This is a genomic window from Micromonospora sp. NPDC005237, from assembly GCF_040607775.1.
Classification (GTDB): Bacteria; Actinomycetota; Actinomycetes; order Mycobacteriales; family Micromonosporaceae; genus Micromonospora.
Genome location: NZ_JBEXHJ010000012.1, coordinates 89713 through 114964, shown reverse-complemented (window position 1 = coordinate 114964; position 25252 = coordinate 89713). Strand labels below are relative to the sequence as shown.

Sequence of the window (25252 nt, the reverse complement as noted above, 5' to 3'; positions counted from 1 at the left end):
AGGACATCGTGTCCGACCTGCCCCTGATCCAAGCGGATCGCGCCGTGCCGCCGCCGGCCGCGACCACCTCAACGGGTGGTCGTCGCCGGCGGCTACGGCTCCTGTCCCGCACCGACCGCGTGGTCATCACGCTGATGGTGCTCATCCCGCTGCTGCTCGTCACCGCCTTCGTCTGGCTGCCGGCGCTGGCGACCGTGGTGCTCTCCAGCACCGACTGGGACGGCATCGGCCCACTGAACGAGATCGACTTCGTCGGCGCTCGCAACTACAGCGACGTCGTGAACATCTACCCGCCGTTCGTGCCGGCGATCCAGCACAACCTGCTCTGGCTGGCCGTGCTGTTCGTGGTCGCCACCCCGTTCGGCATGTTCCTGGCCGTGCTGCTCGACAAGGAGCTGCGCGGCAGCCGCTTCTACCAGACGGCGCTGTACCTGCCGGTGGTGCTCTCGCTGGCACTGATCGGCTTCGTCTGGCAGCTGCTCTACTCCCGCGACCAGGGTCTCATCAACGCCGTCTTCGGCAGCAACGTCGACTGGTACGGCGACTCGAACGTCAACATCTGGGCGGTCATGATCGCCTCCGGCTGGCGGCACGTCGGCTACATCATGCTGCTCTACCTCGCCGGCCTGAAGGGCGTCGACCCGTCGCTGCGGGAGGCCGCGGCGGTCGACGGCGCGTCGGAGAGCCGGACGTTCTTCCGGGTGGTGTTCCCGGTGCTGCGGCCGATCAACATCATCGTGCTGGTGGTGACGGTGATCGAGTCGCTGCGCGCGTTCGACCTGGTCTGGGTCGTCAACAAGGGACGCAACGGTCTGGAGCTGATCTCGGCACTGGTCACCCAGAACGTGGTGGGTGAGGCGAGCCGGATCGGCTTCGGCTCCGCGCTGGCGACGATCATGCTGGTCGTCTCGCTGGTCTTCATCACCATCTACCTGGCGACCGTGATGAGGGAGGACCGGGAATGAGCACCGCGACCGTGACCCGGCGTACCGAGGGTGGCACCGACACCCCGGTCCGCCGCCGCAAGCTGACCCCGGCGCGGCTGCTGCTGCACGGCTTCCTCATCGTCGTCTCGCTGGCCTGGCTCTTCCCGATCGCCTGGGCGGTGCTGACCTCGCTGCGCTCCTACGATTACACGGCCGCCAACGGCTACGTCTCGTTCGGCGGCTGGACCTTCGACAACTACGTCACCGCGTGGCGGACGGCGGAGTTCGGCAAACACTTTCTCAACTCGGTCTACATCACCGTGCCGGCGGTGCTGCTGACGCTCTTCCTCGCCTCCTGCGTGGCGTTCGTCATCGCCCGGTTCAACTGGAAGATCAACCTCGTCCTGCTCGGGGTGTTCACCGCCGCCAACCTGCTGCCCCAGCAGGCATTGCTCATCCCGCTGTTCCGGCTGTTCACCGAGGTGCCGCTGCCGGAGTTCATGAGCGACTCCGAACTGCTCTACGACAGCTACTGGGGCCTGATCCTGATCAACGTGGCCTTCCAGTGCGGGTTCTGCGTCTTCGTGCTCAGCAACTACATGAAGGCGCTGCCCCGCGACCTGTACGAGGCGGCGATGGTCGACGGGGCCAGCGTCTGGCGGCAGTACTGGCAGGTCACCATGCCGCTGTGCCGGCCGGCCCTGGCAGCGCTCGCCACCCTGGAGGTGACCTGGATCTACAACGAGTTCTTCTGGGCCACCGTCCTCATGCGCACCGGCGACAAGTTCCCGGTGACCAGCTCGCTCAACAACCTGCGCGGCGAGTTCTTCACCGACAACAACCTGGTCTCGGCGGGCAGCGTGCTCGTCGCGATCCCCACCCTGGTGATCTTCTTTATGCTCCAGCGGCACTTCGTCCGGGGCCTGACCTTGGGAGCCTCCAAAGGATGACGATCCTGCACCTGCGCCGCGCGCGGACCAGCCTGGTGCTCGACGCGCGCGGCCCGGGGCTGCCCCGCGTCGTGCACTGGGGCGGCGACGTCGGCGACCTCGACGACGACGCCCTGCGCCAGCTCACCGACGCGACAGTGCCACCCGTGGTGCCGAGCAGCTTCGACGAGCCGCCCGCGCTGTCCCTGCTGCCGGAGGCGAGCGCCGGCTGGAGCGGTCGGCCGGGACTGGTCGGGCATCGCGACGGGCGGGACTGGTCCACCGTGTTCGGGCTCGACGGTCTCGACGTCGACCAGCCCTCCGATGCTCCGGCGCGGGTCACCGTGCGGGCGTCGGACCGGGTCGCCGGGCTGGGCCTGACCATCGAGATCACGCTGGACCGGTACGGCCTGCTGACCATTCGCCATCGCCTGCGCAACGACGGCGACGGCGCGTACGAGGTGCACGGGCTGACGCCGGTGCTGCCGGTGCCGGCGGTCGCCACCGAACTGCTCGACCTGACCGGCCGCTGGTGTCGGGAACGCTCGCCACAGCGGCATCCCTGGCAGCACGGCGCGTGGGTCCGCGAGGGCCGGCACGGGCGCACCGGGCACGATGCCACGCTGTTGCTGGTCGCCGGCACCGCCGGGTTCGGCTTCGGCCACGGCGAGGTCTGGGCGGTGCACACCGCGTGGAGCGGCGATCATGTCACCGTCGCCGAGCGGCATCCCACCGGCGAGTCCACTCTCGGCGGCGGCGAACTGCTGGCGCCCGGCGAGATCCGGCTCGCCCCCGGCGAGGAGTACGACACTCCCCTGCTCTACGCCGTCTGGTCCGACGTCGGGCTGGACGGGCTCAGCGACGTACTCCATTCGCATCTGCGGGCCCGGCCCGGACACCCGCGCTCCCCCCGCCCGGTGACCCTCAACGTCTGGGAGGCGGTCTACTTCGACCACGACCTGGACCGGCTGCGGGCCCTCGCCGACCGGGCCGCGCACCTCGGCGTGGAACGGTTCGTGCTCGACGACGGCTGGTTCCGCGGCCGGCGCGACGACACCGCCGGGCTCGGCGACTGGTACGTCGACGAGGACGTCTGGCCCGACGGCCTGCAACCGCTCGTCGACCACGTGACCGGCCAGGGCCTTCAGTTCGGCCTGTGGGTGGAGCCGGAGATGGTCAATCCCGACTCCGACCTGTTCCGCGCGCACCCGGACTGGCTGCTGGCCGCGCCGGGGCGGCTACCGCCGGCCTGGCGCAACCAGCAGGTGCTCGACCTGGGCCGCCCGGAGGCGTACGACTACGTGCTGGAACGCCTCGACGCGCTGCTGCGCGACCACCCCGGCATCAGCTACCTCAAGTGGGACCACAACCGGGACCTCACCGAGGCCGGGCACCACGGCCGGCCCGGGGTGCACGGGCAGACCCTCGCGGTCTACGGCCTCCTCGACGAGCTGCGCCGCCGGCATCCCGGCGTCGAGATCGAGAGCTGCTCGTCCGGCGGCGCCCGGGTGGACCTGGCCATCCTGGCCCGCACCGACCGGGTCTGGGCCAGCGACTGCAACGACGCCCTGGAACGGCTCAGAATCCAGCGCTGGACGGGGCTGCTGCTGCCTCCGGAGCTGATCGGCACGCACATCGGCCCGGAACGCTCGCACACCACCAACCGCGTGCACGACCTGGGCTTCCGGGCGGCCACCGCGCTGTTCGGCCACCACGGGATCGAGTGGGACATCGCCTCGATCAGCCCTGCCGAACAGGCCGAGGTGGCCGCGTGGGTGGCACTGCACAAGCGGCTGCGCCCGCTGCTGCACGCCGGCCGGGTGGTCCGCGTCGACCACCCGGACCCGGCCGTCTGGGCGCACGGCGTGGTCGCGGGTGACAAGACCCGAGCGGTGTACGCGGTGGCACGGCTCGCCACCTCGGTGGCGCAGGTTCCGGGCGCGGTACGTCTGCCCGGCCTCGATCCGACGCGGCGTTACCGCGTACGAGCGGTGGCGGACGTGCCGCCCCCGGCGACCATCGAGCGGGCCGCGCCACCGTGGCTGGCCTCCGGTGTCACGCTCATCGGAGCGGCGCTGGCCCGGGTGGGTGTGCAGCTGCCCGCGTTGCACCCGGAGCAGAGCCTGGTGCTGGAGGTCGACGAGGCCAGCTAGAAAATTCTTCCGCCGGAGTGTCGAGAACGGTGACGCGTGCTTCTACCTCAGGGTGAGAGCACCGACCACGGTGCGCGGACGTGAGGGGCGAACCATGAAGTACATGCTGCTGATGCAGTTCAGCGCCACCGGGACCGACTTCCCGAGCATCGACACCTGGACCCCGGACGAGGTCCGGGCCCACATCGCGTTCATGGGCGAGGTCAATGAGAAGCTGACCGCCGCCGGGGAGTGGGTCGACGCGCAGGGCCTCGGTGGCCCGCAGCAGGCGCGGATCGTGCGTGCCGGCGAGGGCAGGACGCCGGTGGTCACGGAGGGGCCGTTCGCCGAGACGAAGGAGTTCCTCGCCGGCTTCTGGATCGTCGACTGCGACAGCCCGCAGCGGGCGGTGGAGGTGGCCGCGTACATCTCCACCGCGCCCGGCCCCGGTGGCCGGCCGCTGAACATGCCGATCGAGGTGCACCCGGTGATGTCCGCACCCACCGAGGAGTTGTGAGGGCTGACCACCGATCCCCACATCGAGGACCTGCTGCGCGAGTTGGCGCCGCAGGTCCTCGGCGTGCTCGCCCGCCGGTTCGGTGACTTCGCCACCGCCGAGGACGCCGTGCAGGAGGCGCTGCTCGCCGCCGCGACCCAGTGGCCGGCCGACGGGTTGCCCGCCAACCCGCGCGGTTGGCTGATCCAGGTCGGCTACCGCCGGATGATCGAGCTGATCCGCGGCGAGCAGGCCCGGCGCCGCCGGGAGGACCTGGTCGCCCGCCGGGATCCTGACGACCGGCAGTACGCGCCGGCAGCGGACGAGGAGTTGACCGCCGCGCGGGACGACACCCTGGTGCTGCTCTTCCTGTGCTGCCACCCGGCGCTCGCCCCCGCATCGGCGGTCGCGCTGACCCTGCGCGCGGTCGGCGGGCTCACCACCGCCGAGATAGCGCGCGCGTTCCTGGTGCCCGAGGCGACCATGGCCCAGCGGATCAGCCGCGCCAAGCAGCGTATCCGCGCGTCCGGGCTGCCGTTTCGGATGCCGGAGGAGGCGGAACGGGCCGACCGGCTGTCCGCCGTCCGGCAGGTGCTCTACCTGATCTTCACCGAGGGGCACACCAGCACCGCCGGCCCGGCCCTGCGCCGCGTCGACCTCGCGGCCGAGGCGATCCGGCTGACCCGCGCGCTGCACACGCGGCTGCCCGACGACAGCGAGACGGCCGGGCTGCTGGCGTTGCTGCTGCTCACCGAGGCGCGCAGCCCGGCGCGCACCGGCCCCTCCGGAGAGTTGATCTCCCTGGCCGACCAGGACCGCAGCCGCTGGGACGCCGCGGCGATCGCCGAGGGCGTCGCACTGATCACCCGGGCGCTGCCGCGCGGCCCGGTCGGCCCGTACCAGGTGCAGGCCGCCATCGCCGCCCTGCACGACGAGGCGCCGAGCACCGACGCGACCGACTGGCCGCAGATCCTGGCGCTGTACGAGGTGTTGGAACGGCTCGCCGGCACCCCGGTGGTGGCGCTCAACCGGGCCGTGGCGACCGCCATGGTGCACGGGCCGACAGCCGGCCTCACGGCCCTCGACGCCCTGGGCGACGATCCCCGGCTGGCGGGGCACCACCGGCTGGCCGCCGCCCGCGCGCACCTGCACGAGATGGCCGGCGACCGGGAGCGGGCGATCGCGGACTACCGCGCCGCCGCCGCGCGCACCAGCAGCCTTCCCGAACAGCGCTACCTCACCATGCGGGCCGCCCGGCTCGCCGCCGGTCCACCGACCACCGAGGACTGAGGAACCCTATGGCGTACGTGCTGCTGGGGATCGCCATCCTCGCGGAGGTTCTGGCGACCAGCCTGATCAAGAGCACCGCCGGATTCAGCCGCCTCTGGCCGACGCTGGGATGCCTGACCGGGTACGCGCTGGCGTTCCTCCTGCTGGCCCAGGCCGTGAAGGAGATACCGGTCGGTGTCGCGTACGCCCTCTGGTCGGGTCTGGGCACCGCGGCCATCGTGGCGATCGGCGCGGTGTTCCTGGGCGAGTCGGTCGGGCCGGTCAAGCTCGTCGGCATCGCTCTGATCATCGCGGGGGTGGTCATCGTGAACCTGACCGGGGAGCACTGACCGCGGCCGGCGCGGTGGCCGGGCCCGACGCGGGCCCGGCCACCTGGCGTCGGTCAGCTTGCCGTGCAGCTCACCTCCGGCTTGGGGTTGGTGCCGGTCCAGCCGCCGATGAAGCCGAAGCTGGCGCTGGCGCCGGCAGCCAGCCGGCCGTTGTAGTCCACGTTGCGCGCGGTCACCGTGGATCCGCTGCTGGTCACCGTCGCGTTCCAGGCCTGGGTGACGCTCTGACCGCTGGCGAGGGTCCACCGGGCGGTCCAGCCGGCGATCGCCGTCGACCCGGCGGTCACCCGCACCTCGCCCTGGAAGCCACCCTGCCACTGGTTGAGCACCGTGTACGTCGCCGTGCAGCCACCGGCGGGCGGTGGAGTGGTCGGAGGCGGCGTGGTGGGCGGCGGGGTCGTCGGCGGAGGCGTGGTCGGCGGAGGCGTCGTGGGCGGAGGCGTCGTGGGCGGGGGCGTGGTCGGCGGCGGGGTACCGCCGAAGACGCTTGCCTCGCGGGCGGTCTGCCGGATGCCGTTGGCGCCGTTGAAGACCCGCTGCCCCCAGGTGGTCAGGTTGGCCGGGTTGAACGCGGTGGCCATGTCGAGGTACTCCACGCCACCCCCGTTGCCGCTCCACGACCAGCCCAGCCAGCCGATCCCGTTGGCCTGGCTGTACGCGAGGATGGTGTCCTCGTCGGGGTCACCGTCGGAGTGGTTGAAGCCGAACTCACCGACCACGATGGGCAGCCCGGCCGCCCGGAAACGGCCCAGGTAGTCGGTGATCTCGGCGGCGGTGTCGAAGACGCCGTACATGTGGATGGAGAAGACCGTGTTGCGGGCCGGGTCCGCCGCGAAGACCGCGGCGGCGTTGTCGCGCATGGTGAACGACCAGTCCTGCCCCCAGTTCGGGGCGTCCACCATGATCGTGTGGGTCAGCCCACCGGCCCGCAGTCGCTTGATCGCGTTGGCGTTGTCGGTGGCCCACGAGGAGTAGTTCTGGTTGCCGTACGGCTCGTTGCCGATGTTGACGATGACGTACCGTTCCTGGCCGACCAGCACATCCTTCAGGCTGAGCCAGTAGTCGACGGCGCGGTCCAGCGTGATCGCGCCGCTCTGCTCGCCGTAGCCGGTGGTGTCGTGCACCTCCAGTACGCAGATCAGCCGGTTGGCCTTGCACAGCGAGATGACGTTGGCGACGTCGGCGTTGGTGTTGCGGGTCCACCGGTCGCCACTGGCGAGCACCACCCGCACGGTGTTCGCGCCGAGCGCCTTGACGTTCGCGAACGTGCTGGTCTGCTGCGGATACCAGGTGTGGGCGTGGTTCACCCCACGCATGATGAATTGGGTGCCGTTGGCGTCGTACAGCTTGCCGCCCGCGACGGAGAAGCCGGCCGCGGCGTGCGCCGGCTGGCTGAACGCCAGCACGGCGAGGAGCAACGCGAGCAGGGCCGAGCCGGCGGCGGAGAGTCGAGTCTTCATGGCCTTCCTCAGGGAGGACCCCCGGTGCCCGACAGGGGTGGGACGTGACAGGGGAAGGCGGCTGCAGCCCGACAGCCGCCGCCCGGCTCCCGGCGACGCTCGCATCAGCCTAGGGCGATGGATCAGCCCTAGCAACCGGTTCAGTAGCCTGGTCAGGGACGCGGACAGCCGTAACGGCCCGCGTGGAAGCGGGCCGTCACGGGGCGATCATCCCCACCACAGGATGTGCGCCAGACCGTAGGTCTTAACCGGTTAAGACGACCGTAGGCCGGTCGCTGGCATCCGTCAAGCATCGGCCGTCCGAACCGGACGAGAGGGTTGACGGCCGCTGACCTGGGTATCTCGGGACGAACCGTCGGCGAGAAGGAGATACCCGGATGGTGAGCGTCGGCTACACCCTGATGTGCGAGCAGGCCGGTCCGAAGCAGCTGGTGGACCACGCGGTGCGGGCCGAGGCGGCCGGCTTCGACCAACTGGTGATCTCTGATCACTACTATCCCTGGCTCGACGCCCAGGGCCACTCCCCGTACGCCTGGTCGGTGCTCGGCGCGGTCGCGCACGCCACCTCCCGCGCGGAGCTGATGTCCTTCGTGACCTGCCCGATCCGCCGCTACCACCCGGCCGTGGTCGCGCAGAAGGCCGGCACCATCGGGGCGCTCTCGGACGGGCGGTTCACCCTTGGCCTGGGCGCCGGGGAGAACCTCAACGAGCATGTCGTCGGCGGCTGGCCGCACGTGCAGCAGCGCCACGAGATGTTCGAGGAGGCGCTGCAGATCATCCGGCCGCTGCTCAACGGTGAGACGTTGACCTTCTCCGGCAACCACTTCGACGTGCCCGACGCCTACGTCTGGGACCGCCCCGAGCGGCCGGTGCCGATGGCCATCGCCGCCTCCGGCCGGCAGTCCGCCACCCTGGCGGCCGAGTACGGCAACGGCCTCGTCTCCACCGAGCCCGACCGGCACATCATCGAGATGTACGACGACGCCGGTGGCGTCGGCCAGCCCCGCTACGGGCAGGTGGCCATCTGCTACGGCCCGGACGAGGCCGAGTGCCGCAAGACCGTGCACGACCAGTTCCGCTGGTTCGGAATGGGTTGGAAGGTCAACGCCGACCTGCCCGACCCGGACGCCTTCGCCGCCGCCACCCAGTTCGTGCGCGAGGAGGACGTCGCCGAGGGCATCTCCTGCGGCCCGGACGTGGACGCGCACGTCGAGGCGTTCCGCAAGTTCGTCGACGCCGGCTTCACGCACGTGGCGATCATCCAGGTCGGCGGCGAGAGCCAGCCGATGTTCCTGGACTGGGCACAGGAGCAGCTGCTGCCCCGACTGCGCCAACTGTGAGGCTGACGCCTTCCGGTCGATTCGGGCCGGCCGAGCTGCGGCTCGCCCTGACCGCGCCTCGGCCGGCCGCCGGCTTGACCAGCGAGTGGCGGCTGGTCGACGGGTGGTCGTCCCCCGGGCCGCACACAACGTGGCCACCACGGCTCCGACTGCGGTCGCCGACGCGATCCGCCGGCTTCTTGCCCCGACACTCGTGAACAGGTGAAAACCCATGCGCTTCGGCAACACGGAGATCCGGCCCCTCGGTGGCGGCCTGGGCTGCCTCCTGATGATCCTCTTCTCGATCCTCGCCTCGGTGCTGCTCACCGTGCTGGTCAACGTGCTGCTCTGAGAGCACCGTGCCGGGTGGGGCCCGTCAGCGACGCAGACCCAGGGCGGTGAGCACCTCCCGGGAGGCCAGCCGGGCAGGGTCGAGCACCGAGCGGCGCATCCAGCGCGCGGCAGGGGTGACGGTGGCCCGCCAGGCCGCCCGCACGCCGTGCGCCACCGGCACGACCGTCACCGACCAGACCCAGCGCACCCCCTGCAGCAGGGGGCGCACGGTGTGGCGCCACAGCCAGCGCAGTCCACGCCCGAGCGGGCGCAGGAGGCCTCGGTAGACCAGCCGCAGCAGCCAGCCGGCCGTGCGCCAGGCGCCGACCACGGCGAGGACGATCAGCCGACCCAGGCCGCGAACCGCCCACCAGATCCCCCGGGCCAGCCCGACGAGCGCCACGCCCAGCCCACCGACGAGCATCACGAGGCCGCGCACGAGCAACCGCCCGACGGGCCTGAGCGCCGCGCCCAGCCAGCGCAGCGGGGACCACACCGCCGTGCGGGCTACCCACGCGATCCCCCGGCCCAACCAGACCAGCGGCAGCCAAACGAGCGTGCGCGCCACCCACGCGATCCCCCGCCCGAGCCACACCAGCGGAAGCCAGACGAGCGTGCGGGCGCACCAGCGCAGGGGCAGCCAGAGCAGCCGGTACAGCGCCCAGGCCAGGGGGGCCAGCACCCACTGCCGCAGGAACCGGCCGGCCGGGTTGATCAGGTGCCGGCGCAGCAGCCGGCCGGCAGCCGCGAACAGTTCCCAGAGCAGGCGTACCGGCAGCACCACGGCCAGCGCCACGGCGCGCGCGACGGCCGCGACCAGCGGGAGCGCGACGGCGGCCGGCTCCGGCGTGTGCGGTGCCGACAGGTCGCGGACCGGACGCGTCAAGGTCGGCGCGATCGGGTGCGCGGTTCGCGACGCGGGCGGTGGTGCGGGAACGGTGGGGCCGTCGGTCACGGTGGCACGGTAACCGGGCCGCGCCAGCCGGTGGGGATCGGCGTACGTCGCACCGCGTCGGCGGTACGGGCAGGGTCAGCCGGCGACCAGGTCCAGTGTGGTCAGCAGCGGATAGTGGTCCGAGGCCGTGTCCGCTGTTCCACCACGGATCACCTGGCAGCCACGCACCCGCTCGGCCACCGCGCGGCTGCCGAAGAGGTAGTCCAGCCGCATGCCGGCGAACTCGGCCCCGCCGAAGCGGGTGGGCACGGTGAGACCGTCGGCCTCCGGCGCTCCGACGTTGGACGACGGCCACAGGTCGACGAGGTTGGCGGCGAGCAGGCGGGCGATCGCGCGGGTGTCCACGGCGGCACCGCCCCGGCGCACATGCCGTCGCCGGTAGATGGCGCTCAGGCCGGTCAGGCGAGCGGTGTGGTCGACCGTCGGGTCGAGCGAGTTGAGGTCGCCGGCGAGCAGCGTCAGCGGCCCCGGGGCGCGGCGCAGCGCCGCCACCAGCCAGTCGACCTCCATCCGTCGGCGTCCGCCGGAGTACGGGTAGAGGTGGGTGCCGAGCACGGTGAGCGGGCCGGCCGATGTGGACACCACGACGCGGGCGGCGGCGTGGTGGAACGGCCGGCGCAGCGCCCCCGCGGCGAGAACCCGGTACGGCGGCCGGACCAGCACCGCCACCGGCTGCCCGAAGCAGGACCGGGCCAGGTGGGGCGTCATCCCCACCCGGCCCGCCACCGTGGCCATAAACCCGTCCCGGTCGAAGCCGCGCAGCTCCTGCAGGGCCAACACGTCCGGCCTCTGCTGGTCGATGACCTGAACCACCTGATCCAGCCGGTCGGAGCCACCGCGGTCCCGGCCGCCGGTGCGGATGTTCCAGGTCATCACCCGCACGGCAGCGCTCAGTCGGCTCGGCCGGCGCGCGCCAGCTCGTCGTCGAGGGTGTCCACGTCGTCGGACTCGATGGCCGGCTGGTTGCCCTCCGTCAGGTCGGCGTTCGGGCGGATCACGAGGTAGAGCAGCGCGATCCAGAGCGCGGAGAGCAGGATCGCGCCCATGAAGTCGGTCGGGTGGTGCATCCCCCGGTACATCCGCGAGGTCGCCACCCCGGCCGGCATGATCACGGCCAACGCCACGAAGACCCACCGCCACCAGCGGTCGGTACGCGGGAACACGATGAGGGTGATCGCCAGCCAGACGCAGACCGTCGCCGCGATGTGCCCGGACGGGAAGGAGGATGTGGGCATCTGCCCGTCCAGGTTCTCCACCGGGGGCCGTGGCCGGTCGACCGCACGCGCCGAGGCGAGGAAGAGGGTCAGCTCACCGACCATCGCCAGCGCCACGAACAGCACGGGCCGCCACCGCCGCCACACCGCGAGCACCAGCGGGCAGAACACCAGCGAGATGAGCAGGATCGCGTGGGTGTCACCGAACTTGCTCCACCACCAGCTCACCTCGGTCAGCATGTCGGTGTGCCGGGCGGCGAACCAGCGGGGAACCTCGGTGTCGAGGGTGTCGAAGAAGGTGCCCTTGGCGTGATAGCTGACGTACGTGCCGAAGCCGTACAGCGCGCCGAACACCAGTACCCAGCCGACCAGCAGCTCGGCCACCGCCGAGCGGGGGTGCGCCAGCACGTGCTCCTCGGCCGGGGCGGGGGCGATCTCGTGCCCGGCCTCCGGCTCCAGCCCCTCGCTCAGCGGCGGCACCGGCCGGCCGCGCTCGCGCCGCCACAGCCGGAAGGCGTACGCGGTCACGCCCAGCCACGTGGCGCCGAGCAGCCAACCGGCCAGTACGTCGGAGACGAAGTGCACGCCCAGCGCGATCCGGGTCAGCCCGATCAGCGCCACCAGCACACCGACGCCGACGATCGCGGGCTTGCGCCAGCGCGGTGCCATCGCCGGGAGAAACACCAGCAGCAGCGCCCCGTACGCGACGAACGAGCCCAGCGCGTGCCCGCTCGGGAAGCTGTTGCCGGGTGCGCTGGCGACCGGGATGTCCACCACCGGGCGGAGCCGGCCGACGAGGGTCTTGAGCGACGGGTCGAGGATCAGCCCACCGACCCCGGTGATGATCAGGTAGACGGCCAGCCGGGGCTGCCGTCGGATCAGCAGCCCGACCACCGCGATGGTGACCAGCCAGATGAGGATCGGCCGGCCGCCCAGGTCGGTCACCGCCTGAAGCACGGTGACCAGCGGGTGGTGCGGGGCGACGAGCGAGTTGAACCACTCGGCGACCGCGTGGTCGGCGTCCTGCAACGGGCTCCACCGCACCCGCACGAGCAACAACAACAGCCCGAAGGCCACGCCGGCACCGTTGACGGCCACCAGGCCGGCGATGCTCCGTTCGGCGAAGTGACCGATCGGACGTCGAGCCACCTCTTTGACCGCGGTCACCCCGCACCTCCCTTGTTGTACCTGGCGAGGCGCTGTACCCGATCCGGGTCAGGCGTACACCCGGGCGCCGCTCAGAGCGCCGTCATGTCCCCGGTGTCGAGCAGCTCGGCGCGGTCGGTCTCGGGCTCCCACAGGTCGGGCTGCGCCGGCTCCTCCACACCGATGCGCAGCGCCTCCAACTGGGCTGCGAAGGCCAGCCCACCGAAGAGCGCCATGCCGGTCAGGTTGGCCCAGAGCAGCAGCGCCACCATGCCGGTCAGCGCGCCGTAGGTCTGGCCGAAGCCGTCGCTGAACCGCACGTACGCGGCGAGCAGCAGGCTGGCCAGCCACCACAGGGCCGTGGCGATGCCCGCGCCGAAGAAGAGCCAGGACAGGCCGGGTTGGTTGCGGCGTGGCGCGTGCCGGAACAGCACTGCCACGGCGAGCACGGTCAGCCCGAGGCTCAGCGGGAAGCGGACCACGTCCCAGATGCCGGTGGCGACCTCGCCCCACTCGTAGTGCTTGCGGACCGAGTCGCCCATCGCCCCGCCGCCGACGAGGATCAGGAAGCCGGCCAGCGCGGGCAGGCCGGCGGTGACGGCCAGGACGGCCGCCCGCAGGTATTTCGGCAGGGCCGGGCGATCCCGTTCGACCCCGTAGATGCGGTTGGCGCCCCGCTCGATCTGGGCCATCGTGGTGGTCAGCGCGACCAGCCCGGTGAGCAGACCGAGGGTGAGCGCCAGCTCACCGGCGTCCTCGACGCGTTCGCCCTCGCCGAGCAGCTCGCCGACCACCTGCGCGCTCTGGCCCGGGGTGAGCGCCAGCACGGTGTCGGCGACCACCTGGCCGCCCTCCTCGACACCCAGCTTGCTGATCAGACCGGTGAGGGCGATCAGGAACGGCACCACGGCGAGGCAGAGCTGCAACGCGAAGGCGCGGGAGTGGCTGAACCCGTCGCCGTAGCGGAACCGGATGAACGCGTCGCGCAGCAGGTGCCAGCCGCCCTTGCGGCGCAGTGTGTGCCAGGCGTCGTCGGCCGACAGCTCCTCGTTGGCCATCAGCCGGGTCTCCGGCACGATCCGGGTGCTACTCACGGCGCGCTTCCTCGATCAGCTGCTCGCCCCGCTCCCCGGCGGCCTGCGCGTCGACGGACAGGTCGGGGGCGTCCTCGGGTTGCGGGACGCAGAGCCAGAGCGCCTGCGGTCGGATCTCGGCGTGCAGCCGCCGACCGGGGGCGATGAGGTCGCCGTCGAGCTCCCGCGGCTGCGCCCGGTCGCTGCTGACCACCACCGTCCGGCCGCGGAAGACCTCCATCTGCGGCACCTGGCCGCTGCGGCGGATCACCGCCCAGCCGAGGGCCAGCCAGTGCCGCAGGTTGCGCGGGGTGAGCACGGCGACGTCGAGCCAGCCGTCGTCCGGCTCGGCCTCGGTGAGCAGGCGGACCCCGCCCTGGAGCCGGCCGACGTTGGCGATCAGCACCGAGCGGGCCCGGCGGCGCACCGGCGGGCGGTCGTCGATGCGGATCTGCACCCGCATCGGCCGGTCCCGCAGGTGCCGGGCAGCGCCCATGACGTACGCCGGCCAGCCGATGCGGGCCTTGGTGGTCTCGTTGGTGGCGGCGAGCATCTGGGCGTCGAAGCCCATGCCGGCCATGACGGTGAAGTACTGGTCCTCCACCGCGCCGACGTCGAGCAGCCGCCGGCCGCGTTCGACGGCGACCTGGAGCCCCGCCGCGAGGTCGGTGGAGAGGCCGAGGTTGGCGGCGAGCAGGTTGCCGGTGCCCTGCGGCAGCACGGCGAGGGCCACGTCGGTGCCGACGAGCCCGCTGACGCAGGACATCACTGTGCCGTCGCCGCCGCAGGCGAAGACCAGGTCGACGCCGGCCTTGACGGCCTGCTCGGTCTGGCCGCGGCCGGGATCGTCGACGGTGGTCTCGAACCACTGCGGCTCGGGCCAGCCGGCGGCGCTCAGGGCGTCGTTCACGGTACGGCGCAGCTCGTCGAGATCGTCGACCTTGGCCGGGTTCACCACCACGGCGGAGCGCAGCCCGCCGTCGCCACCCGAGGGGCGCCTGTCCTGTCCAGCATCCACGGCGCAAGTGTGCAGCACCGGGCCGCCTTCAGCGACCCGATGACCGGCCGGCGTCGGAAGTGCCACAGACAGGTTTCAACGCGTACGCGTGCGTCACGCCGCCGTCCGCAGCGCGGTCTCCACCCGTCGGCGCAGATCGTCGAGGTCGACGCCCGCTTCGGTGAGCACCAGCGCGCCCAGCCCCTGGCCCTCGCGCAGCACCCCGAGCAGGATGTGCTCGGTGCCGATGTGCTTGTGACGCAGCCGCAACGCCTCGCGCAGCGACAGCTCCAGCGCCTTCTTCGACCGGGGCGAGAACGGCCCGCCGAGGTAGCGTCGACGCCGCCAGCGGCGGCGCGGCGCCGGGACGGCCTCGCGCAGCGCGTCGGGGCCGAAGGACTGCTCGATGCGGGCCACGATGGCGGCCAGGTCGATGCCGATCTCGCGCAGCGCCGCCGCGTCCGCGTCGCCGAGGCCAGCGCCTCCGCCGCTGGTGTGCCGCCGGACCCGCTCGCGCAGGTCGTCGGCGCGCACCCCGGCGTCGGTGAGCACCCGGCTGGCCAGGCCGGCCTCGTCGGCGAGCAGGGCGAGCAGCAGGTGCTCGGTGCCGACCGGCCGCTGACCCTCGGCCCGCGCCTCCTCCAGCGCCTGCCGCACCACGCCGCGCGCCCGCTCGGTGAACCGTTCGAACATCACGCCTCCCAGGATGAGTTGACCGCCGGTCGCCCAGCATGTTTCTTGTGCACCGCCTGCCGGCTGACCTCGAGCGCGTCGGCGATCTCCTGCCAGGACCAGCCCTGTCGACGGGCGTTGTCCACCTGGACCACCTCGAGTCGCTCGAGCAGCCGGCGCAGCGCGCGGACGGCGCGCAGCCCGACCCGGGGGTCGGTGCTGCCGGCTGCCGCCGCGAGTTCCGTCGCCTGACTCATGCCGTCAACATACGTTGACACCACCACCGCTGTCAACCTTTGTTGACGTCCGGTCGCGTCGCCCCCCCGATGCGCGGACCACCGCAGGCCCGTCGGCGCGGCCCGAACCGGCCCGCCGCCGCGTCCACCCGACTACCCTCAGTCAGGAGACAGCGCGGTCGTGCCGGGCGCGACGCCCGGGAGGTGATATCGGATGGCGGTATCCGCCGACGCGGAGGTGCTGGTCGGCCTCGGCTCGGACGGTGACCTTCCGGTCGTGGAGCAGGCCGCGCAGGAGGCCGCCGGGCACGGCCGACCGCTGCACGTCGTGCACACCTTCGACTGGCACGCGGCCTTCGAGGCGGCGACCGTCGCCGCGCCGCGGAACGAGGCCGAGAACCTGATCACCCGGGCCGCCCAGCTCGCCCACCAGGTCGAACCCGGTCTGACCGTACGCGCCGAGATCGTCGAGAGCGGCCTGCTTCCCACCCTCATCCGCCGGTCCGAGACGGCCTTCCTGCTGGCGGTCGGCGACAGCGGAATGGCCGGCAGCGGCCAGTGCGTCCCGGCCGAGACGTCCGCCGTGCAGTTGGCCGCGCGAGCCAACTGCCCGCTGCTGGTGGTCCGCCGCGAACCGCCGCCGCAGGGCCCGGTCCTGGTCGGGGTGGACGGCTCGCCCAGCTCACACCTCGCCCTGCGGTGGGCCGTGGACTGCGCACGCGGGCGCGACGCCCGCCTCGTGGCGCTGCGGGTGGCGGAGAGCAACGAGGACACCCACGCGGTCGCCGAGCAGCTCAGTGAGGCCCTGGCGCGCCACACCGACCGCCACAGCGGGGTGCCCACCGAGTGCCGGGTCGCTCGCGGCGACCCCGGGCAGGTGCTCGTCGACACGTCCCGGTCGGCCCAGCTGGCGGTGGTCGCCGCCCGGGGCGACGAACCGGGACGAGCCATGCTCGGCGCGGTCGCCCAGTCCCTGCTCTACCACTCCCCCGCCCCGGTGGTCGTCGTACGCGGCCTGGCCGAGATGCCGCTCACCGAGCCCGACGCCCGCCCGACCCGGGACCAACGGCCCTGACCGGCCGCATCGGCGGCGGCGAGGCTGGACGCCGGACACCCGCCCCCTACCCGCGAGAGGCAGCACCATGGACATCGCTCTCGACGTGCAGCGCGCACTCACCGACGAGGAGTTGCGCCGGCTGGACGCCTACTGGCGTGCCGCGAACTACCTCACCGTCGGGCAGATCTACCTGCTGGGCAACCCCCTGCTGCGCGAGCCGCTGACCCCCGACGACATCAAGCCACGGCTGCTCGGACACTGGGGCACCAGCCCCGGACTCAACCTGGTCTACGCGCACCTCAACCGGGTGATCGTCGCCCGCGACCTGAACGCGATGCTGGTCACCGGCCCCGGGCACGGCGGCCCGGCCATCGTGGCCAACACCTGGCTGGAGGGCACCTGGTCGGAGCGCTACCACGACGTGGCGCGCGACGAGGCCGGGATGGCCCGGCTGTTCCGGCAGTTCTCCTTCCCCGGCGGCATTCCCAGCCACGTCGCGGCGGACGTGCCGGGCTCGATCCACGAGGGCGGCGAGCTCGGGTACGCCCTGAGCCACGCCTACGGCGCCGCGTTCGACCACCCGGACCTCGTGGTGGCCTGTGTGGTCGGCGACGGTGAGGCGGAGACCGGGCCGCTGGCCGGCAGCTGGCTCTCCACCGTCTTTTTGAATCCGGCCCGCGACGGCGCGGTGCTGCCCATCCTGCACCTCAACGGCTACAAGATCGCCAACCCGGCCGTGCTGTCCCGGATCCCCGAGTCCGATCTGCTCGACATCATGCGGGGTTCGGGGTACCAGCCGTACGTGGTGTCCGGCGACGACCCGGCCGTGGTGCACCGCACGCTCGCCGCGACGATGGACCGGGCGCTGGACGAGATCGCCGAGATCCAGCGGCGGGCCCGTTCCGGCGGTGTCGTCGAGCGCCCCCGCTGGCCGATGATCGTGCTGCGGACGCCGAAGGGCTGGACGGGCCCCCGCGAGATCGACGGCACCCAGATGGAGGGCACGTACCGCGCCCACCAGGTGCCACTGTCGGGCGTCCGCGACAACCCCGCCCACCTGGCCGAACTGGAGCACTGGCTGCGCAGCTACCGGCCGGAGGAGCTGTTCGACGCCACCGGCGCTCCGGTCGACGAGCTGCGCACGCTGCCGCCACGCGGTGACCGACGGATGAGCGCCAACCCGGTCACCAACGGCGGAGTGGTCCTGCGCGACCTGACCCTGCCCGACTTCCGCGACTACGGCCTGGACGTCCGGGAGCCGGGCCAGCCGATGGCCGGCGCGACCGGGGTGCTCGGCCCGTGGATCCGCGACGTGATCACCGCCAACCCGCAGACGTTCCGACTGTTCGGCCCGGACGAGGTCGCGTCCAACCGGTTGGGCGCCGCCTTCGAGGTGACCGACCGGGCCTGGATCGCCGGCACGGTCCCCGGCGACGACCACCTCTCCCCCGACGGCCGGGTCATGGAGGTGCTCTCCGAGCACCTGTGCCAGGGCTGGCTGGAGGGTTACCTGCTGACCGGCCGGCACGGCGTTTTCACCAGCTACGAGGCGTTCATCCACATCGTCGACTCGATGGTCAACCAGCACGCCAAGTGGCTGAAGGTGACCCGGGCGATCCCCTGGCGGCAGCCCCTCGCCTCGCTGAACTACCTGCTGTCCAGTCACGTTTGGCGGCAAGACCACAACGGTTTCTCGCACCAGGACCCCGGCTTCATCGACCACGTGGTCAACAAGAAGGCCGAGGTGGTGCGGGTCTACCTGCCGCCGGACGCCAACACGCTGCTCGCCACGATGGACCACTGCCTGCGCAGCCGGCACTACATCAACGTGGTGGTGGCCGGCAAGCAGGCCGCGCCGAACTGGTTGACGATGACGGAGGCGATCCAGCACACCCGGCGTGGCCTGGGCATCTGGGAGTGGGCCAGCAACGACGGCGGCAGCGAGCCGGACGTCATCCTGGCCTGCTGCGGTGACGTGCCCACCCTGGAGACGCTGGCCGCCACCGAGCTGCTGCGCGAGCACCTGCCGGAGCTGAAGGTGCGGCTGGTCAACGTGGTCGACCTGATGCGCCTGCAGCCGGACACCGAACACCCGCACGGCCTGCCCGACAAGGAGTTCGACACCATCTTCACCGCGGACCGGCCCGTCATCTTCGCCTACCACGGCTACCCGTGGCTGATCCACCGGCTGACCTACCGCCGCTCCAACCATGGCAACCTGCACGTGCGCGGCTACAAGGAGGAGGGCACCACCACCACCCCGTTCGACATGGTGATGCTCAACGACCTGGACCGCTTCCACCTGGTCATCGACGTCATCGACCGGGTGCCCGGCCTCGGCGCCCGCGCCGCGCACCTGCGCCAGGACATGGTCGACGCCCGGCAGGCCGCCCGCGACTACACCCGCGAACACGGCGAGGACGACCCCCGGGTCGCCGAGTGGCGCTGGGTCCGCGAGACCGACCCGACCAACCCCTGAGGAGGACGACGTGCGGGACGCGGAGATCCTGGTCGGCTACGACGGCTCCACCGACGCGTCGGTGGCCCTGGACTGGGCGCTGGCCGAGGCCGAGCGCAGCGGCCAGCCGGTGCGGCTGGCGTACGTCTTCGAGTGGCTGACGGTGGCCAGTTGGGTCGGTCCGGGCGTGGCGCCCGGCGTCTGGCCGGACGACACCGCCCGGAGACAGGCGGACGACCTGGTTCGCAAGGCCGCGGCGGACGCCGCCGCCGCGCACCCCGGCCTGACGGTCACCGGCGAGGTGTACGACGGGCCGCCGGCCCTGGTGTTGCAGGAGCGCTCCGCCGACGCGGGGCTGCTGGTACTCGGCAGCCGCGGCCACGGAGGGTTCGGCGGGCTGCTGGCCGGGTCGACGGCGGTGGCGGTCGCCGCGCACGCGCACTGCCCGGTCGTGGTGGTCCGCGACGGGACCGCCAGCGGACCGGAAGCCCCGGTGGCGGTCGGTGTGGACGGTTCGGAGCCGTCGCTGGTGGCGCTCGGGTTCGCGGTCGAGCGGGCCGCCCAACGCCGGGTGCCGCTGCGCGTGCTGCACGCCTGGACCCCCGGCCCCGAGGCGGCGGCCGGGACGCCCGACGAGCAGGCCGCCGTCGAGGAGGCGCTGGAGCCGTGGCGGCGGACGTTCCCCGAGCTGGACATCACGCTCGACCTCGTCGCGGGCAGCCCGGCGGGGACGCTCATCGAGTCGAGCCGGTCCGCGCAGTTGGTGGTGGTCGGCAGTCGAGGCCGGGGTGGGCTGGCCGGGATGCTGCTCGGCTCGGTCAGCCAGCAGCTGATCCAGCACGCCGGCTGCCCGGTCGCGGTCGTCCGGGAACGCTGAGGCCGCGCCCGCTCGACTGCCCGCGTCGGCGGGTGGCGCGACAGCAGCGCGTCCCGGTGGCTCGACGCATTCGCCGGCACCCGAGCCGGCCGCCGGTCGAGGCACCAGGTGGGCGCAACGACCCGCCGATTCGGGACCTGCGGCCCCTGCCCGGCGTCCGGGATTGCCCCACGATGGAGCGGCAACACACCGCGCGACAGCGCCAGGTGAGGCACGATGGCTAAGACGGAAAGGTCGTGACGATGAGTCAGGACAGTCAGCTGACGACCGCGCTGACGGAGGCCGCCACCACCGCCGGCCAGGCCCCCTCGGTGCACAACACGCAGCCGTGGCGGTGGCGGGTGCTCCCCGACGCGCTGGAGCTGCGTACGGTCACCGACCGGCAGCTCGCGGCCAGCGACCCGGAGGGGCGGCTGCTCACGATCAGCTGCGGCGCGGCCCTGCACCACGCCCGGCTGGCGCTCGCCGCCGAAGGCTGGCGCGCGGTGGTGCAGCGCCTGCCCGACCCGGGCGACACCGACCTGCTGGCCCGGCTGACCGACCTGAGCCGGACCGCGGGCGACCCGGACGCCATGCGGATGGTGCAGTGCATGTCGGTGCGGCACACCGACCGGCGGCCGGTCAGCGACGAGCCGGTGCCGACCGCCGCGATCGGGGAGATCGCCCAGGCGGTCACCGCAGAGGGCGGCCGCCTACAGATCCTGGACCGCGACCAGGTGCTGGAGCTGGCCGCCACGGCCGGGCACGCCGACACGGTCGAGGCCGAGGACCCGGAGCTGCGCGCCGAGCTGGCGTACTGGACGAGCCGCGCCGACAGCGGCACCGGTCTGCCCCCCGAGGTGCTCCCCGAGCAGCCGCCACAGACCACCGTGCCCGGCCGTGACTTCGGCCGCCCCGGCAGCCTGCCGGTCGGCCCCGGCCACGACCGGGCGGCGGTGTACGCGCTGCTGCACGGCGACGAGGACGAGCGGGACAGCTGGCTGCGCGCGGGTGAAGCGCTCTCCGCCGCCTGGCTGACCGCCACCCGGCTCGGCGTGTCGGTGGTGCCGCTGAGCGCGGTGGTCGAGGTCCCGGGCACCCGACAGACCCTGCGTCAGGTGCTCGCCGGCATCGGCTTCCCGTACCTCGTGCTGCGTCTGGGCATCGCGGACCCGGCACACGCGGGCCCGCCGCACACCCCGCGGCTGGCCAGCGAGCAGGTGGTGGACACCTCCGCGGTGCGCGGCGAGCGGGCCTGACGGGCGATCGACGGTGTACGCCGACGCTACGATCGCGCGGTGACCAGCAGCGTTCCGCAGCCCCGCCCGGAATCCCCGGTGACGCCGTCGCTCGGGCTGAGCCCACTGTCCCGGGTCCGCCTCGACGAGCTGTTGCAGGAGATGCTGGACCGCGTCGGCGAGGTGATGACCAGCCGGGAGCGGCTGCGGGCGCTGCTCGACGCGGTCGTCGGCATCGGCACCAACCTGGATCTGCGCACCACCCTGCGACGCATCGTGCAGGCGGCCTGCGAGCTGGTCGGCGCCCGGTACGGCGCGCTGGGCGTGGTCGGCCCGGACCGGCTGCTGCACGACTTCATCGTGCACGGCATCACGCCCGAGCAGCACGCGCAGATCGGCGACCTGCCGCACGGGCGGGGCGTGCTCGGCCTGCTCATCGACGATTCCCGCCCGCTGCGCATGCCGGACATCACCCAGCACCCACGCTCCTACGGCTTCCCCACCAACCACCCGCCCATGCACAGCTTCCTGGGCGTGCCGGTGCTCATCCGGGAGCAGGTGTTCGGCAACCTCTACCTGGCCGAGAAGCAGGGCGGCGCGCAGTTCACCGAGGACGACGAGGAGATCGTCGTCGCGCTCGCGGCCGCCGCGGGCGTGGCCATCGAGAACGCCCGCCTGTACGCCCTGGCCCACCGGCGGGAACGCTGGCTCGCCGCGACCGCCGAGATCACCACGGTGCTGCTCGGTGAGGTGCGCCGCACCGACGCGTTGGCGCTGGTCGCCCGCCGGGCCCGGGAGGTCGCCGAGGCGGAGCTGGCGCTGGTGCTGCTCCACGACAGCGAGACCGCGCAGTTCACCGTCGAGGTCGTCGACGGCGTCGACGAGCGGGCCCGGGCGCTGGTCGGCGCGGTCCTGCCGGCCGTCGACACCAGCTTCGGGGCGGCCGTGGCTCAGGGCCGGCACGACCAGGTGGACGACCTGGCACACGCCGCGCCGTGGCCGGCGCTGCTGCACACCGGGCCCGCGATCGTCTCACCGCTGGCCACCGCCGACACTCTGCACGGCGTGCTGATCGTGGCGCACCGGCCGGAGCGCGGCGGCGGTGCCAGCGCCGAGGACGTGGCGCTGCTGGGCAGCTTCGCCGGTCAGGCGGCGCTGGCCATGGAACGGGCCCGCGGCCAGGAGGAACGGGAGCTGCTGGTGGTCCTGGAGGACCGCGAACGGATCGCCCGCGACCTGCACGACGTGGTGATCCAGCGGCTCTTCGCCACCGGCCTGCAGTTGCAGAGCGCCGCGCCGATGATGGCCCGCCCCGAGGTGGCCAAGCGGATCAACGCGGCCGTCGACGACCTCGACGCCACCATCCGCGACATCCGGCGCACCATCTTCGAGCTGCGGACGCCGATGACCGCCGCGCTGCGCACCGAGATCCGCGAGGCCATCGAGTTGGCCGCCGAGTCGCTGGGCTTCAAGCCGCACCTGGAGGTGACCGGCCCGGTGGACAGCGCCGTGCCGGACGCCCTCCGCCCGGATCTCACCGCCGTGCTGCGCGAGGCGCTGTCCAACACGGTCCGCCACGCGCAGGCCACCCGCGTCGACGTGGCCGTACGCGTCGACGGCGGGCAGGTCAGCGTGACGGTCACCGACAACGGGGTGGGCTGCGACCCGGCCGCCGCCCGAGGTGGCCTCATCAACCTGCGGGAACGCGCCGACCGCCTCGGCGGCACCTTCACGATCCGCCCGGTCGAGGCGCACGGCACCGAGCTGTGCTGGTCGGTGCCCCTGCGCGACTGACCGGCGCGGGTCGGCTCAGGGCGTTTTGCCCAACAGACGGGTGGCCAGGACGGCGGCCTGGGTGCGGCGCTCCAGGCCCAGCTTGGCCAGCACGCTGGAGACGTAGTTCTTCACCGTCTTCTCGGCGAGGAACATCTTTCCCGCGATCTCCCGGTTGGTCAGCCCCTCGGCCACGTACTCCAGGATCCGCCGCTCCTGCTCGGTGAGCGACTTCAACTCGCGCGGCTGCTCGACGCCGTTGCGGATGCGTTCCAGCACCCGGGTGGTGATCGCCGGGTCGAGCAGGGACTGCCCGGCTGCCACCCGACGCACCGCGTCGACCAGGTCGGTGCCACGGATCTGCTTGAGCACGTACCCGGCGGCCCCCGCCATGATCGCGGCGAACAGCGCCTCGTCGTCCTCGTACGAGGTGAGGATCAGGCCCTTGATGGACGAGTCGACGGCCCGGATGTCGCGGCACACGTCGATGCCGTTGCCGTCGGGCAGCCGGGCGTCGAGGATCGCGACGTCGGGCCGCAGCGCCGGGATGCGGCGGGACGCCTCCTGCGCGGAGCCGGACTCGCCGACCACCTCGATGTCACCGCTGCTCTGCAGCAGGTCGGCCAGGCCACGGCGGACGACCTCGTGGTCGTCGAGGAGGAAGACGCGGATCATCCCTCGTTTCTACCCGCGCCGCTCGGCAGGCGCACGGGCCGAAGGTCCCGACCGGAGGGACCGACTGTCGGTGGGGCGGTCGGGCCCGGGCGGTCGGGACGTCCGGCCCTGCTCGGCGCGGCTGGACCGGCGGACCGTGGGGGGTGCGCCGGCCGTTGCGGCTGAACGACCGGTCCACCGGAAGGAGCACCGCCATGGACCTCGGCTACACCACAGCCCAACTGCGGGCCGCCGCCTCGGACGCGGTCCGCGCGCCATCGCTGCACAACACACAGCCGTGGCGGTTACGGCTGCGCGACGGTGGGATCGAGGTGCTGGCCGACCCGGCCCGGCGGCTGCCGGCAACCGATCCGAGCGGTTGGGGCGTACGGGTCGCGTGCGGTGCAGCCCTGTTCAACCTGCGGGTCGCGCTGGCCGTGGCCGGCGTCCCGGCCCGGGTACGGCTGCGCCCCGACCCGGCCGAGCCGGATCTGCTGGCTCGGCTGGTGCCGGACATCCCGCGCCGGCCCACACCCGCCGAGCAGAGCCTGCACGCGGCCATCCCCCGCCGGTTCAGCAACCGGCTGCCGTTCTGGCCAGACCCGGTGCCGTCCGAGGCGCGGTGGCGCCTCGGTGAGGCCGCCCGCGCCGAGGAGTGCTGGCTGGAGTTTCTGATCGGGGTGAGCGCGGTGACGGCGTTCGGGGAGATCGCCCGCAGCGCGCACCGGGTGCTGGAGCGCGACCCCGCCTACCGGGCGGAACGCGAGCGGTGGCTGCGCCGGGAGCCCGCGCCGGACGGCGTGCCGGTCGCGGCCGGCGGCCCGCAGTACGAGCCGCAGGACGTGCTGCCGACGCGCGGCTTCGGCGGGCGCGACCGGGCGCCGGGACGGGACTTCGAACCCGAGCCGCTGGTGGGGGTGCTCGGCTCGGTCGGCAACACCGCCATCGACCAGGTGGTCGCCGGTCAGGCCCTGCAACGGGTGCTGCTCACCGCCACCGACTCGGGATTGAGCGTGTCGATGCTGTCCCAGCCGATCGAGGTGCCCACGGCCCGGGAGCAGCTGCGGGTGTCGCTGGGGCGGTTCGGCGCGCCGCAGATGGTGCTGCGCATCGGGTACGGCCAGCCGGGCCGGCCGACGCCACGGCGTGCGGTTGACGAGGTGCTGGACTACCCGATACGGAGCCGCTGATCAGGCAATCAAGACCCATGGCCGATCCTGACCGGTCGGGTGGGCTCTCTGATCTCGAGAGCCCACCCGACCTCACCGACCGCTGCTCCGGTCGCCGCACGCCCGGCAGGAGGGGCGAACAGCCTCCCGAACCCGTTAATCCGCGATGAGCTCGTCCAGCTTGCTGATCGACCTCGGCATTTCCAGTTCCTTCGCGGCTGACACAAGACGCTCGTAGTAGGCGGAGGTGATCGGGAGATCATCCTCGTATAGCCACGAGCACATCGTGTCGAAGGCCAACTCCTGTTCGCCCACGTTCATCAGATGACGAACATCGGCGATGACGTCCGTCGACGTCAACGGAGATTCGTCGAGGAGGTGCGAGATGAGGGAACGCAGGTGCTGGTATCTCTCCACCTTGCCTCCATCCCGCCGCTGACGCTGTCGTCCTCCACTGCCGTCGCCACGCGCCGAGGCCCCGCCGGGAACGCACCCGACGGGGCTTCGGGCCCGAACTCCACGGGGCGGAGATTCGGGTAA

At 72.6% G+C, this 25252-nt stretch carries 23 protein-coding genes; 13 read left to right on the top strand and 10 right to left on the bottom strand.

What is annotated here, in order from left to right; all coding sequences use genetic code 11:
• The first annotated feature begins 8 nt into the window (after positions 1-8).
• The 6 genes from ABZT87_RS28325 (at position 9) to ABZT87_RS28300 (ending at position 6102) form a co-directional block, all read left to right on the top strand.
• Positions 9-965, top strand: coding sequence for a sugar ABC transporter permease (locus tag ABZT87_RS28325; RefSeq protein ID WP_355139290.1), 957 nt, complete (start codon positions 9-11; stop codon positions 963-965).
• Complete coding sequence (locus tag ABZT87_RS28320) at positions 962-1876, top strand: carbohydrate ABC transporter permease (protein ID WP_354855412.1); 915 nt, start codon at positions 962-964, stop codon at positions 1874-1876. Before ABZT87_RS28325 ends, ABZT87_RS28320 begins: the two co-directional genes overlap by 4 nt.
• A complete protein-coding gene (locus ABZT87_RS28315) occupies positions 1873-4008 on the top strand; it encodes an alpha-galactosidase (RefSeq protein WP_355139288.1) in 2136 nt (711 codons plus the stop codon). Before ABZT87_RS28320 ends, ABZT87_RS28315 begins: the two co-directional genes overlap by 4 nt.
• A gap of 94 nt (positions 4009-4102) precedes the next feature.
• Positions 4103-4504, top strand: coding sequence for a YciI family protein (locus tag ABZT87_RS28310; RefSeq protein ID WP_354855414.1), 402 nt, complete (start codon positions 4103-4105; stop codon positions 4502-4504).
• A gap of 3 nt (positions 4505-4507) precedes the next feature.
• Positions 4508-5773: a sigma-70 family RNA polymerase sigma factor gene (locus ABZT87_RS28305; RefSeq protein WP_355139347.1), complete on the top strand. Its 1266-nt coding sequence runs from the start codon at positions 4508-4510 to the stop codon at positions 5771-5773.
• Positions 5774-5781: 8 nt separating this feature from the next.
• Positions 5782-6102 (top strand): multidrug efflux SMR transporter, encoded by a 321-nt coding sequence (locus ABZT87_RS28300; protein ID WP_355063834.1) that lies wholly within the window; start codon positions 5782-5784, stop codon positions 6100-6102.
• 53 nt (positions 6103-6155) lie between these two features.
• Here ABZT87_RS28300 and ABZT87_RS28295 read toward each other — a convergent pair whose 3' ends face one another.
• Complete coding sequence (locus tag ABZT87_RS28295; protein WP_355139286.1) at positions 6156-7562, bottom strand: cellulase family glycosylhydrolase; 1407 nt, start codon at positions 7560-7562, stop codon at positions 6156-6158.
• Between the two features lie 377 nt (positions 7563-7939).
• On the opposite strand from ABZT87_RS28295, the gene ABZT87_RS28290 reads away from it, so the two are divergent.
• Positions 7940-8902, top strand: coding sequence for a TIGR03557 family F420-dependent LLM class oxidoreductase (locus ABZT87_RS28290; RefSeq protein ID WP_355139284.1), 963 nt, complete (start codon positions 7940-7942; stop codon positions 8900-8902).
• 355 nt (positions 8903-9257) lie between these two features.
• Here the strand turns inward: ABZT87_RS28290 and ABZT87_RS28285 are convergent, their stop codons facing one another.
• From ABZT87_RS28285 to ABZT87_RS28255, 7 genes are all read right to left on the bottom strand, one after another.
• Positions 9258-10169, bottom strand: a complete 912-nt coding sequence (locus ABZT87_RS28285) for a hypothetical protein (RefSeq protein WP_355139282.1) — start codon at positions 10167-10169, stop codon at positions 9258-9260.
• A gap of 75 nt (positions 10170-10244) precedes the next feature.
• Entirely contained in the window at positions 10245-11042 is a 798-nt protein-coding gene (locus ABZT87_RS28280; protein ID WP_355139280.1) for an endonuclease/exonuclease/phosphatase family protein, read from the bottom strand.
• A 17-nt stretch (positions 11043-11059) separates the two neighbouring features.
• Positions 11060-12550, bottom strand: a complete 1491-nt coding sequence (locus tag ABZT87_RS28275) for a phosphatase PAP2 family protein (RefSeq protein WP_355139278.1) — start codon at positions 12548-12550, stop codon at positions 11060-11062.
• A 71-nt stretch (positions 12551-12621) separates the two neighbouring features.
• Positions 12622-13623: a YihY/virulence factor BrkB family protein gene (locus ABZT87_RS28270; protein ID WP_355139276.1), complete on the bottom strand. Its 1002-nt coding sequence runs from the start codon at positions 13621-13623 to the stop codon at positions 12622-12624.
• Positions 13616-14620 (bottom strand): diacylglycerol kinase family protein, encoded by a 1005-nt coding sequence (locus ABZT87_RS28265; RefSeq protein WP_355139274.1) that lies wholly within the window; start codon positions 14618-14620, stop codon positions 13616-13618. Before ABZT87_RS28265 ends, ABZT87_RS28270 begins: the two co-directional genes overlap by 8 nt.
• 93 nt (positions 14621-14713) lie before the next feature.
• Entirely contained in the window at positions 14714-15292 is a 579-nt protein-coding gene (locus ABZT87_RS28260; RefSeq protein WP_355139272.1) for a Clp protease N-terminal domain-containing protein, read from the bottom strand.
• Complete coding sequence (locus ABZT87_RS28255; protein WP_007457155.1) at positions 15292-15528, bottom strand: HTH domain-containing protein; 237 nt, start codon at positions 15526-15528, stop codon at positions 15292-15294. The genes ABZT87_RS28260 and ABZT87_RS28255 overlap by 1 nt, the downstream gene beginning before the upstream one ends.
• A 193-nt stretch (positions 15529-15721) precedes the next feature.
• Between ABZT87_RS28255 and ABZT87_RS28250 the strand changes: the two genes are divergently transcribed.
• From ABZT87_RS28250 to ABZT87_RS28230, 5 genes are all read left to right on the top strand, one after another.
• Entirely contained in the window at positions 15722-16582 is an 861-nt protein-coding gene (locus ABZT87_RS28250; RefSeq protein WP_355139270.1) for a universal stress protein, read from the top strand.
• Between the two features lie 67 nt (positions 16583-16649).
• The gene (locus ABZT87_RS28245; RefSeq protein WP_355139268.1) at positions 16650-19043 is read left to right on the top strand and encodes a phosphoketolase family protein; all 2394 of its coding nucleotides are present in this window, start codon (positions 16650-16652) and stop codon (positions 19041-19043) included.
• Between the two features lie 10 nt (positions 19044-19053).
• On the top strand, positions 19054-19899 hold the full coding sequence (locus tag ABZT87_RS28240; protein WP_354855426.1) for a universal stress protein: 846 nt from the start codon (positions 19054-19056) through the stop codon (positions 19897-19899).
• A 242-nt stretch (positions 19900-20141) separates the two neighbouring features.
• Complete coding sequence (locus ABZT87_RS28235; protein ID WP_354855427.1) at positions 20142-21137, top strand: nitroreductase; 996 nt, start codon at positions 20142-20144, stop codon at positions 21135-21137.
• A 141-nt stretch (positions 21138-21278) separates the two neighbouring features.
• Complete coding sequence (locus tag ABZT87_RS28230; protein WP_355139346.1) at positions 21279-22910, top strand: GAF domain-containing sensor histidine kinase; 1632 nt, start codon at positions 21279-21281, stop codon at positions 22908-22910.
• A gap of 15 nt (positions 22911-22925) precedes the next feature.
• On the opposite strand, the gene ABZT87_RS28225 is transcribed toward ABZT87_RS28230, so the two are convergent.
• Positions 22926-23564, bottom strand: coding sequence for a response regulator transcription factor (locus tag ABZT87_RS28225; protein ID WP_234581614.1), 639 nt, complete (start codon positions 23562-23564; stop codon positions 22926-22928).
• 194 nt (positions 23565-23758) lie between these two features.
• Between ABZT87_RS28225 and ABZT87_RS28220 the strand changes: the two genes are divergently transcribed.
• Positions 23759-24733, top strand: a complete 975-nt coding sequence (locus tag ABZT87_RS28220; RefSeq protein ID WP_355139266.1) for a nitroreductase — start codon at positions 23759-23761, stop codon at positions 24731-24733.
• Between the two features lie 135 nt (positions 24734-24868).
• Here the strand turns inward: ABZT87_RS28220 and ABZT87_RS28215 are convergent, their stop codons facing one another.
• Positions 24869-25129, bottom strand: a complete 261-nt coding sequence (locus ABZT87_RS28215) for a MafI family immunity protein (protein ID WP_355139264.1) — start codon at positions 25127-25129, stop codon at positions 24869-24871.
• Positions 25130-25252: the final 123 nt, after the last annotated feature.

Coding starts and splice junctions, on each gene's coding strand:
- ABZT87_RS28315 (WP_355139288.1), top strand. CDS start 1,873: ATGACGATCCTGCACCTGCGCCGCGCGCGGACCAGCCTGGTGCTCGAC.
- ABZT87_RS28280 (WP_355139280.1), bottom strand. CDS start 11,042: ATGACCTGGAACATCCGCACCGGCGGCCGGGACCGCGGTGGCTCCGAC.
- ABZT87_RS28245 (WP_355139268.1), top strand. CDS start 16,650: ATGGACATCGCTCTCGACGTGCAGCGCGCACTCACCGACGAGGAGTTG.
- ABZT87_RS28255 (WP_007457155.1), bottom strand. CDS start 15,528: ATGAGTCAGGCGACGGAACTCGCGGCGGCAGCCGGCAGCACCGACCCC.
- ABZT87_RS28300 (WP_355063834.1), top strand. CDS start 5,782: ATGGCGTACGTGCTGCTGGGGATCGCCATCCTCGCGGAGGTTCTGGCG.
- ABZT87_RS28235 (WP_354855427.1), top strand. CDS start 20,142: ATGAGTCAGGACAGTCAGCTGACGACCGCGCTGACGGAGGCCGCCACC.
- ABZT87_RS28295 (WP_355139286.1), bottom strand. CDS start 7,562: ATGAAGACTCGACTCTCCGCCGCCGGCTCGGCCCTGCTCGCGTTGCTC.
- ABZT87_RS28220 (WP_355139266.1), top strand. CDS start 23,759: ATGGACCTCGGCTACACCACAGCCCAACTGCGGGCCGCCGCCTCGGAC.
- ABZT87_RS28320 (WP_354855412.1), top strand. CDS start 962: ATGAGCACCGCGACCGTGACCCGGCGTACCGAGGGTGGCACCGACACC.
- ABZT87_RS28290 (WP_355139284.1), top strand. CDS start 7,940: ATGGTGAGCGTCGGCTACACCCTGATGTGCGAGCAGGCCGGTCCGAAG.
- ABZT87_RS28310 (WP_354855414.1), top strand. CDS start 4,103: ATGAAGTACATGCTGCTGATGCAGTTCAGCGCCACCGGGACCGACTTC.
- ABZT87_RS28260 (WP_355139272.1), bottom strand. CDS start 15,292: ATGTTCGAACGGTTCACCGAGCGGGCGCGCGGCGTGGTGCGGCAGGCG.
- ABZT87_RS28225 (WP_234581614.1), bottom strand. CDS start 23,564: ATGATCCGCGTCTTCCTCCTCGACGACCACGAGGTCGTCCGCCGTGGC.
- ABZT87_RS28250 (WP_355139270.1), top strand. CDS start 15,722: ATGGCGGTATCCGCCGACGCGGAGGTGCTGGTCGGCCTCGGCTCGGAC.
- ABZT87_RS28230 (WP_355139346.1), top strand. CDS start 21,279: ATGCTGGACCGCGTCGGCGAGGTGATGACCAGCCGGGAGCGGCTGCGG.